Below are 9911 nucleotides of genomic sequence, written 5' to 3' on the forward strand. Positions count from 1 at the left end.
GAAGACCTACCACGGGGAGAGCGCGCGTGCTTGCGGGAGCAGTGCTGTGAGATTGCTGCACACATCGGACTGGCACCTGGGCCGGAGCTTTCACCGCGTCAGCCTGCTCGATGCCCAGCGGGAGTTCCTCGGCCATCTGCTGAGGACCGTCGAGGAGGAGCGGGTCGACGCCGTCCTCGTCGCGGGCGACATCTACGACAGGGCCGTGCCGCCGCTGGCTGCCCTCTCCCTCTTCGACGAGGTCCTGCACCGGCTCGCGCGGCTGGGCGTGCCCGCAGTCATGATCTCCGGAAACCACGACTCCGCCCGGCGCCTGGGCGTCGGGTCCGGGCTGATGGAGTACGCCGGCGTCCACCTGCGTACGGACCCGGAGGGCTGCGGCACGCCGGTCCTGCTCTCCGACGAGCACGGTGACGTGGCCTGCTACGGGCTGCCGTACCTGGAGCCGGCGCTCGTGTCCGCTTCGCTGGGCGCCGAGGAGCGTGGTCACACGGCCGTGCTCCGCGCAGCGATGGACCGCGTGCGTGCCGATCTAGCCTCCAGGCCCGACTCCACGCGCGCCGTCGTGCTCGCCCACGCCTTCGTCCACGGAGGTGAGTCCTGCGACAGCGAGCGGGACATCACCGTCGGAGGCGTGGCCTCCGTGCCCGCCTCCGTCTTCGACGGCGTCCACTATGCGGCGCTCGGCCACCTCCACGGCTGTCAGACAGTCAACAAGCGTGTGCGGTACTCGGGTTCGCCGCTCGCCTACTCCTTCTCGGAGGCCGCCCACCACAAGTCCATGTGGATCGTCGACCTCGACGCGGCCGGAGACGTCTCCGCCCGCCGCGTCTTCTGTCCCGTTTCGCGGCCGCTGGCCAGGCTGCGCGGCAGCCTGGACGAGCTGCTGCAGGACCCGGCTCACACTCCGCACGAGGAGGCGTGGGTGGAGGCCACCCTCACCGACACCGCGCGTCCGCATGCTCCGATGGCCCTCCTGGCCGAGCGCTTCCCGCACATCGTCAGCCTGGTCTTCGACCCGGAACCCTCCGGCGAGAGCGAACCCCGAGTCTCCTACGCACGGCGGCTGAAGGGCCGCAGTGACCAGGAGATCGCCGAAGACTTCGTGGGACACGTCCGTACGGGCCGGGCCGCCGACAGCGGTGAGCGCAGGATGCTCGGCGAGGCTCTGGAAGCCGCCCGTGCGGAGACCACGGCGGAGGAGACCGCCGGCCGCACGCCGGCGGCATACCGCCCGGGCGCAGCGGACGGCACCCCGAAGCGGGCGGAGGCCCGCGGATGAGACTGCACCGCCTGACGGTCACGGCCTTCGGGCCCTTCGGCGGCACTCAGCACGTCGACTTCGACGAGCTGTCCGCCGCCGGGCTCTTCCTCCTCCACGGTCCGACGGGCGCGGGCAAGACCTCCGTGCTGGACGCCGTCTGCTTCGCCCTGTACGGCACCGTCCCCGGCGTCCGTCAGCAGCCCGGCGGCACGCTCCGCAGCGACCATGCCGCTCCCGGCACGCTGACCGAGGTCGTGCTCGACCTCACAGTCGCAGGGCGCCGGCTGGAGATCACCCGCCGCCCCGAACAGAGCCGGCCCAAACGCCGGGGCACCGGCAGCACACGGGAGCGGGCCCAGTCCTGGCTGCGCGAACACGACGCGGGCACAGGAGAGTGGAGGGGGCTCAGCCGCTCCCACCAGGAGATCGGTGAAGAGATCGCCCAGCTCACCGGCATGAGCCGCGAACAGTTCTGCCAGGTCGTGCTGCTCCCGCAGGGGGACTTCGCGCGCTTCCTGCGGGCGAGCGCGGAGGACCGTGCCAAGCTGCTCGGCCGGCTCTTCGACACCGGCCGGTTCGCCGCCGCCGAGGAACAGCTGGCCCGTATGCGGCGCACCGCCCAGGACGAGGTGCGTGCCGGCGACGAGACGCTGCTGGGCCTCCTCCACCGCATGCGGCAGGCACTCGGCAGCGGCGACCCGGACCAGGCGGTCCCCGGCGACGGCTACGCGGCGGGGGAGGAGTCGGGCGGAGCGCTTCCCGGCCAGCGTGCACGCGAGTCCACGCACCGTCAGCCCGCACCGCGTGACGCCGCCGCCGGAGACGAGGCCCTCACTGCGGGCGCCCCGGGGCTGACCGCCGCCGTACTGGAATGGGCCGCCCTTGCCCGTACGAGCGCCCGCGAACGGCTGGACATCGCGGTCATCGCTTCCGCCACCGCCGAATCGGCACACCGCGAGGCGATGTCCCAGCTGGCCGAGCATCGTGAACTCGCCCGTCGGCAGAGGCAGTACAGCATCGCCCAGCGGCGTGCCCGTGAGCTGGAGGAGCGTGCCGACGAGCGCGAGGAGACCCGGCAGCGCCTGGAGCGTGCCCGGGCCGCCGGCGCCGTCGCCCCCGCCGTGGCGCTCCACGAGTCGGCCGTCGCCGCCCACGAGACGGCGCTGGCCGAGCAGACGCGGCGCCGATCACGGCTTCCCGCCGAGCTTGCCGACTCACCTGCTTCCGAACTGGCCCGCCTGGCCGGGGAGTACCGTCAGGAGCTGGGATCACTGGAGGCTGCACGGCGCGCCGAGGAACGCCGCGCGGCCATCGAAACCGAACTCGCCGGTCTCGAACGCGAATCACACGCCGACGAAGAGACCTTGCGGGAGGCCACGGAATGGCTCTCCCGCTGGGAGAGCGAACGCCTCGCGCACCAGCAGCGCGTCGACCACGCGCAGGAAGCCGCCACGCGCGCCGAACAGCTCGGCGGCCGGCTGGAGCCGGCGAAGCAGCGCCTCGACGCCGCACGGCGACGCGACGACCTCACGCAACAGGAGAAGGAAGCCGCGCAACGGCTCCTGGAAGCACGGGAGTCGGCTGCCCGGGCGCACGAGGAATGGCTGCGGCTGAAGGACCAGCGGCTGCGCGGCATCGCCGCCGAACTCGCCGCCCGGTTGCGCGACGGCGAGCCATGCACCGTATGCGGAGCCACGGCTCACCCCGACCCGGCACGTCCCGGCGCCGGAGCCGTCGGACAGGCCGCCGAGGACGCAGCGCTGGCCGACTTCCGCGATGCCGAAGCCGCGCGCGAGGAAGCGGACACTGCGGCACGCCGCCTGCGGGAAGCGCTGGCCGCGGCCGCCGCCGGGTCGCAGGGAGAGGACACCGGCGAACTCACTGCCGCCGTCGAAGAGTTGACGGAGGCACACGAGCGTGCTCACGAAGAGGCTTCCGACGCGCACGCCGCCCGGGAGGCCCTCGCGCGGGCCGAACGGGAACATTCCCGACGCCTCGCCCAGCAGCGGGACGCCGAGCGCCGCGTCGCCGCCCGTACCTCGCACCGGGACGCCCTCCAGCGTGAACTGACGGCGCTGGCAGTCCAGTTGGAGAAGGCCCGCGGCGATGCCCGGAGCGTCTTCGAACGGGCGGCGTTGCTCCGGCGCCGCACCGCCCTGTTGGAGGAGGCCGCCGACGCCGCACGCGGGGCGCAGGAGAGCGGCAGACATCTGGAGGAGACCGCCGCTCAGCTGGCCGCCGCGGCGGACCGCGCGGGCTTCGGCAGCGCGGAGGCAGCCGGCGCCGCGGTCCTCGGCGACGAGGAACAGCGGGTACTGGCAGAGCGTCTGGAGGACTGGCGGGCAACCGAAGCCACGGTCGGCGCCGAGCTGAGAGACCCGGACCTGATCGCGGCGGCCGCACTCCCGCCCGCCGAGCCCGACGCCGCACAGCACGCCACCGACGAGGCCACCCGCCGGCTGCGCGCGGCCTCGGCCGCCGAGGACGCCGCCCGAACCCGCTGCGCCGAACTCGACAGGCTCACGCAGCAGGCCGCCGACAGCGCAAGGCGGCTCGCGCCGCTGCGTGAGACCCATGAAAGGGTGGCCCGGCTCGCGGGTCTTGCGGCCGGAACCTCGGCCGAGAACGAGCACCGCATGCGCCTTGAGTCCTATGTGCTGGCCGCTCGCCTCGAGCAGGTGGCCGCGGCAGCGAGCGCCCGCCTCTCCCGCATGTCCGCGGGCCGCTACACCCTGGTCCACTCCGACGCCCGGGCCGGCGGGCGGGCACGCTCCGGCCTCGGGCTGCACGTCATCGACGCCTGGACCGGGGTCGAACGTGACACGGCGACCCTCTCCGGCGGTGAGACGTTCTCCGCCTCCCTCGCGCTGGCCCTCGGCCTCGCCGACGTCGTCACCGACGAAGCCGGCGGCACGAAACTGGAGACGCTCTTCATCGACGAGGGATTCGGCAGCCTCGACGAGCAGACCCTCGACGAAATCCTCGACGTCCTGGATTCCCTGCGGGAGCGCGACAGATGCGTCGGCATCGTCAGTCACGTCGCCGACCTGCGCCAACGCATTCCCGTCCAGTTGGAGGTCAGCAAGTCCCGGCACGGCTCGGCGCTGCACCGCCGGTCGGCACCGGCTCGCACCTGAGGGGAGCGAGCCTCCGGCGGCGCGGGAAATCCACCTGACGTGTGCGGCGAGGGCCAGCAGGCTGTACGTCATGACTCCCTCACCCCGCCGCGACCCCCTGCCCCTTCGCGGACGCACCGCACTCGTCACCGGAGCCAGCCGCCGGACCGGCATCGGTCACGCCGTCGCCCGCCGCCTGGCGGCCTACGGCGCGAGCGTCTACATGCACCACCACCGGCCGCACGACTCCGCTCAGCCCTGGGGCAGCGACAGCGAAGGTCCCGAGGCTCTGGCCGACGCCGTGCGTGAAGTCGCCACGCCCGGCGCGAGAGTGGCACACGGTCCCGGCGACCTCACCGCACGGGATGCTCCGGCCCGACTGGTCGGCGAGGCGACGGAGGCATTCGGTGGCGGCGGGCTCGACATCCTCGTGGCCAACCACGCGCTCAGCGGCGGCGACGGGCCTCTCGAGGCCGTCGACGCGAAGATGCTCGACGCGCACTGGGCGGTGAACACGCGCTCGGTGATCCTGCTGATCCAGGCGTTCGCGCGGCTGCCACGCCCCGACGACGCCCCCGCCGCCCGGATCGTGGTGATGACCTCCGGGCAGGACGTGCGCGGCGGCATGCCCGAGGAGATCTGCTACAGCCTCGCGAAGGGCGCACTGGCCTCCTCCGTGCGCACTCTCGCGACCGCGCTGGCACCCCGCATCACCATCAACGCGGTCAACCCCGGCCCCGTCGACACCGGTTATCTCAGTGGCGAGGAACACGCCGCGGTGGCGGCGCTCTTCCCCGGCGGCCGGTGGGCCGCACCCGACGATCCGGCCCGGCTCGTCTCCTGGCTCACCACCGACGAGTCGGCGTGGATCACCGGCGAGGTCATCAATTCCGAGAACGGCTTCGCGCGTTGAGCAGGGCTCGCCCGGGGCGGGGCCGGTCCGAGTGCCCCGGGCCGGCGGGCGGCGTCCTGCTGCGCGCCCGGGCATCGCGTGTCCCTGGTCCCGGTCCGGCTCGGCGGCCGGCGACGCCGGGGCCTGCCGGGCGGGCCGCCCGAGCTGGATGGGCGCACCGGGCCGGCGCCCGATGCCCGTTCGGGCTGCCGGTCTTCTTCTGCGGGCCTTCGCCCAGAGCAGGGCGCCGGCCGCCGCAAGGAGAAGCGCGGCGACGGCGGGCGCGCCCAGGGTGAGCGCACGTTGCAGGGACGGCGCGGCTGCGTAGCCGGCGCCGGCCTCGGCGGCGGCCCACAGGGGGGCTGCGAGTGCGCTGTAGGGGGCGATGCTGCGGTAGGGCAGGCAGGTGGCGCCGGCCAGGTGCGGGGTCACGGTGCGGATCACGGGAACGAACCGGGTGATGAGGAGCGCCTGGCCGCCGCGGCGGGCCATCAGGTCTCCGGCGCGCTGCCAGACGGTGACCGGGATGCGCCGGCCGATACCTGAGGTGTGCAGGCGGGCGCCGAGGACGCGTCCGGTGCGGTGGGCGAGGAAGTCCCCCGTCACCACCGCGCCGGCGGCGGTGGCGATGACGGGGAGCAGGTGCAGGTCTCCGTGGCGTGCGAGCGCCCCGGCGGTCAGCAGCAGGGTGAGGGTGGGGACGAAGGCGCCGATCAGCAGAACGGACTCGGCCAGGACGGCGGCCGCGAGGAACGGGTAGGCGACGCCGGCGGGCACCTCGCCGAGGACGGCGGACACGGCGCTCACCGGGCGGCTTCCGCCGCTCCGGCGCACCGGGCCTTCAGTTCCGGTTCGGTGGGACACCTGAGCTGCCAGACCCTGGCCGGGGGAAGATTGGCCCAGACCGTCCGGCAGCCGGTGGCGTACTGGCGCTGGTAGGAGGTCATGACCTCTTCGACCGCTCGGTGGCGGCGCGTTTCGGCGCGGGTGGAGAGCAGGTTGCGTGCCCGGCGGGTGCCGAGGTAGGCGAAGTAGGTGAGGGTGCCGCCGGGGTGAAGCAGTTCCAGGTACCGGCTCATGATGGTCTCGGCCTGGCGGGGGGTGAAGTTGGTCAGCGGCAAGCCGGAGATGATCACGTCGTAGCGCCGGTCGGTGTCCAGTTCCTCCACGCGGCTGCGCTGGACGCGGACCTGGTCGGGCCTGCCTGCCAGGTGCGGATGAGTGCGCACGAGGTGGCGCAGGCGGTCGGTGAAACGCGGGTTGGCGTCGACGACGTCGAGGCGGCTGCCCGGCGTGAGCGCGGCGACGAGGGGGCGCGTGACGGCTCCGGTGCCCGCGCCGGCTTCCAGGACGGTCAGGGGCCGGGGGCCTGGAGGCGCACCGGTTCGGTGAGCGCGCGGGCCAGTGCCTTGCCGCTGGGCGCGACGGCGCCGGTGGTGCGCAGATCGCGGGCGGCTTCGATGAGGAACCTCCAGCCCTCCCCATGGCGCTGCGCGAAGGAACGGTCGTGCGAGGTAAGCCAGTTGTCCATGGGCTTGGACGCTAGGAAGACCGCCACGCTCGCGAATCGGCTGATCTGCGCTCCCCTGCCCCTACGAAAGTAGGGTGCGGGCCCGTCTGATCGGCGGGGGTCTTCCTGCCGTCGCCCGTCTAGGCTTCCGCGGGTGGGGAGTTGGAGAGAACCGGCCACCTGGCGGGTGTACGGGCGCTGGGGTCTGGTGGTGCTGCTGGTCTTCGCGGCCGTGACGAACACCGCTGCCACCTCGGGCGGACGTTACCTGACACCGGCCGCCGTGGCGGCCGTGCTGTGCGGGTCCGCCTTGCTGGTGCGCCGACTGCCCTGGGCCCTGGCCCCGGCCCTGTCCGTGGTGGCGACCGCGCTGTGGGGGTGGGTGCTGCTGCCGCTGCTGCTGGTGGCTCTGTTCGACCTGGCCGCGGACAGACGAGCCCGGATCGCGGTCGGCTGCGCGGTGACCGTCCTGGTGGCCGACGTGTTCACCGCTCCGGTGGTCTCGCTGTGGAAACCGCAGCAGTACGGCTCCAGCCTGTTTCTGCTCCTTGCAGTGGTGGGCGGACTGTGGATGGGCAGCCGCCGCCGCCTGGTCGAAGCGCTGGGTACTCAGGTCGAGCACCTGCGCGTGGAGCGGGAACTGCGGGAACAGGCCGCCAGGGCCGCCGAGCGGTCCCGGATCGCCGCCGAGATGCACGACGTGCTCGCTCACCGCCTGAGCCTGCTCGCCCTGCACACCGGCGTGCTCACCACCAAGGCCGACGCCCTGCCCCAGCCGGTCGCCGAGAGGCTGTCCCTGCTGCGGACCGCCTCCACGGAAGCGCTGGCCGACCTGCGTGACGTCCTCGGCGCCCTCCGCGACACCGGCACCGAGGCGGCCACGGGGCCGGCCGCTCCCGTCCTGCGCGAGGCGGACGAACTCGTCGAGCAGGCGCGTGCGGCCGGCCAGCACATCGACTTCCACGCGACGGGACTCCCCGAGCAGGCTCCGGTCGCACACCGCCTTGCCGTCTACCGCATCGTGCAGGAAGGACTCACCAACGCCCGCAAGCACGCCCAATGCGCACCGGTCACCATCCGCCTCTGCTACGCCTCGCCCGACACCACCGTGGAGATCTCCAACACCGCCGGGGCCCCGGCGCCGGGACGTATCGATTCGGGGTTCGGTCTGGTGGGCCTGCGAGAGCGGGTAGCGGCCCTCGGCGGCCACCTGCACGCCGGGCCCTGCGGAGCCGGCGCCTGGCGGCTGGCCGCCCGTATCCCGCACCCGCCCGCTACCGGGCAGAACGGTTCCCGCACATGATCCGCGTCCTGATAGCCGACGACGATGCTCTGGTCCGCCTCGGGCTCACCGAGCTCCTCGACGCGGCGGAAGGCATCGACGTCGTCGCCCAGGCAACCGACGGGCTGCACGCCGTCGAACTGGCCACCGCACACCGTGTGGACGTCGCCCTGGTCGATGTGCGCATGCCTCGCATGGACGGCATCATCGCCACCTCCCGTCTGCGGGACCTGCCCCACCCCCCGAAGGTGATCACACTGACCACCTTCGACCTGGACGAATACGTCTACAACGCCCTCGCGGCCGGCGCCGACGGGTTCCTGCTGAAAGACACCGACCCCGCCGAAATTCTGCGGGCCGTCCACCTGGTGGCCGCCGGATCGGCCATGCTCCATCCCAGCGCCGCGCGGCGCCTCATCGACCGCTACCACCACTCCCGGCAGCCGCAGGCAGCGGCGGCCCGCACCCGTCTCGAACGTCTCACCCCCCGTGAACGTGACGTGCTGGCCCGCCTCACGCAAGGAGAGACCAACTCCGACATCGCCGCCCGCCTCCAGATGCGCGAGAGCACCGTCAAAGCCCACGTCAGCCGCATCCTCACGACCCTGGAGGTCACAAACCGCGTGCAGGCGGCGCTCTTGGCCCGCGACGCCCACCTCGGCCCCCGGCCCGACGGGACCACATGACATCGGCACCGTGACCTCGTTCAGTGCTGCCGGACCACGCGAACATCGAGGCCCTTGTGTGAACGGGGTGGCCGGCCGAGCCCGCGGAACCGCACGTCAATTCCGCCGCCAGTACGCGTGATTGGCGGCCGGGAGTCCGGCTCTCCGCTGTCCGGCCGGTGCGTGAGCGCCCTGTTCAGGTCCACCTGGTTGCGGTCCCCGGAAGCCGGATACCAACGGTCGATGAACCGACCAGTCGACGGGACGATTTGTCGCCAAGTCATCGCGTCGATGAGTGTGTCACCGCGCTCGCTTTCGGCGGACCCGGGAGGGCCGGAAGGGGCCGGGGCGGGGCAGTCCAGCGTTCAGGTCATCCGCCCGGCCCCCGCTGCCGGGAGCCGGCCGCCCGGTGGAGCCGGTCGGCTTCGTGACGCGAGCCCTTCGGGGTGCCGAGTGCCGAGTGCCGAGCTGAGTGCCGAGCATCGGGACGCCGAGATCGCGGCGGCGCCCCGGGCGTGTGCGTCCGGCCTCAACAGCCGCACGCACACGCCCCGTTCGTCCACCGCGACGTGACGTCCTGTCGGGTCGTCAGAGTGCCGACAGCTCCGCCACCAGATCGTCGAGACCCAGTGAGCCCTGCGAGAGGGCAGCCATGTGCCACTGCTTCGGGTCGAACTCGTCCCCGTGCGCCTTGCGCGCCGCCTCACGTCCCGTCAGCCACGCACGCTCGCCGAGCTTGTAGCCGATCGCCTGTCCGGGCATTCCGAGGTAACGCACCAGCTCGCTCTCCACGAAGTCCGCGGGACGGCCGCTGTGCATCCCGAAGAACTCCTGCGCGAGTTCCGGCGTCCACTGCTCGCCGGGACGGAAGGGCGAGTCGTCCGGGATGCGCAGCTGAAGGTGCATGCCGATGTCGACGATGACGCGCGTCGCACGCATCATCTGCGCGTCCAGATACCCCAGCCGCTGTTCGGCGTTGGCCAGGAAGCCCAGCTCGTCCATGAGCCGCTCCGCGTACAGCGCCCAGCCCTCGGCGTTGGCGCTGACCATGCCGACCGTCGTCTGGTAGCGGGAGAGCTGGTCGGCGACGTGCGCCCACTGCGCCAGCTGCAGATGGTGGCCGGGCACGCCCTCGTGGTACCAGGTGGAGACCAGGTCGTACACGGGAAAGCGGGTCTCTCC

Annotated in this window: 6 protein-coding genes and 2 pseudogenes; 5 read left to right on the plus strand and 3 right to left on the minus strand. The window is 72.8% G+C overall.

The genetic code is table 11. The annotated features are described in order from the left end of the window. Positions 1-46: 46 nt before the first annotated feature. The 3 genes from H180DRAFT_RS27885 (at position 47) to H180DRAFT_RS27895 (ending at position 5293) form a co-directional block, all read left to right on the plus strand. Positions 47-1282 carry an exonuclease SbcCD subunit D gene (locus H180DRAFT_RS27885; protein WP_055488934.1) on the plus strand — a complete coding sequence of 412 codons (1236 nt, stop codon included), beginning with the start codon at positions 47-49 and terminating at the stop codon, positions 1280-1282. Next, a complete protein-coding gene (locus H180DRAFT_RS27890; RefSeq protein ID WP_055488935.1) occupies positions 1279-4401 on the plus strand; it encodes an AAA family ATPase in 3123 nt (1040 codons plus the stop codon). Before H180DRAFT_RS27885 ends, H180DRAFT_RS27890 begins: the two co-directional genes overlap by 4 nt. 70 nt (positions 4402-4471) lie before the next feature. Next, the gene (locus H180DRAFT_RS27895; protein ID WP_055488936.1) at positions 4472-5293 is read left to right on the plus strand and encodes an SDR family oxidoreductase; all 822 of its coding nucleotides are present in this window, start codon (positions 4472-4474) and stop codon (positions 5291-5293) included. Between the two features lie 315 nt (positions 5294-5608). Here the strand turns inward: H180DRAFT_RS27895 and H180DRAFT_RS28835 are convergent. Both H180DRAFT_RS28835 and H180DRAFT_RS27905 read right to left on the minus strand, forming a co-directional pair. Beyond that, positions 5609-6136, minus strand: a pseudogene (locus tag H180DRAFT_RS28835) (DedA family protein); the annotation flags it as partial. After that, positions 6076-6803 (minus strand): annotated as a pseudogene (locus tag H180DRAFT_RS27905) (class I SAM-dependent methyltransferase). The pseudogenes H180DRAFT_RS28835 and H180DRAFT_RS27905, both read right to left, overlap by 61 nt. 133 nt (positions 6804-6936) lie before the next feature. Here H180DRAFT_RS27905 and H180DRAFT_RS27910 point away from each other — a divergent pair. Both H180DRAFT_RS27910 and H180DRAFT_RS27915 read left to right on the plus strand, forming a co-directional pair. Continuing rightward, a complete protein-coding gene (locus H180DRAFT_RS27910) occupies positions 6937-8085 on the plus strand; it encodes a sensor histidine kinase (RefSeq protein WP_254666216.1) in 1149 nt (382 codons plus the stop codon). Beyond that, on the plus strand, positions 8082-8750 hold the full coding sequence (locus H180DRAFT_RS27915; protein WP_055488938.1) for a response regulator: 669 nt from the start codon (positions 8082-8084) through the stop codon (positions 8748-8750). The genes H180DRAFT_RS27910 and H180DRAFT_RS27915 overlap by 4 nt, the downstream gene beginning before the upstream one ends. A gap of 567 nt (positions 8751-9317) precedes the next feature. Here the strand turns inward: H180DRAFT_RS27915 and H180DRAFT_RS27920 are convergent. Then, positions 9318-9911 (minus strand): DUF885 domain-containing protein (locus H180DRAFT_RS27920; protein ID WP_139151456.1); only part of this gene is annotated, 594 nt, incomplete at its 5' end.

Origin of the sequence: Streptomyces sp. WMMB 322, assembly GCF_900090145.1 — a bacterium.
Taxonomy (GTDB): domain Bacteria; phylum Actinomycetota; class Actinomycetes; order Streptomycetales; family Streptomycetaceae; genus Streptomyces.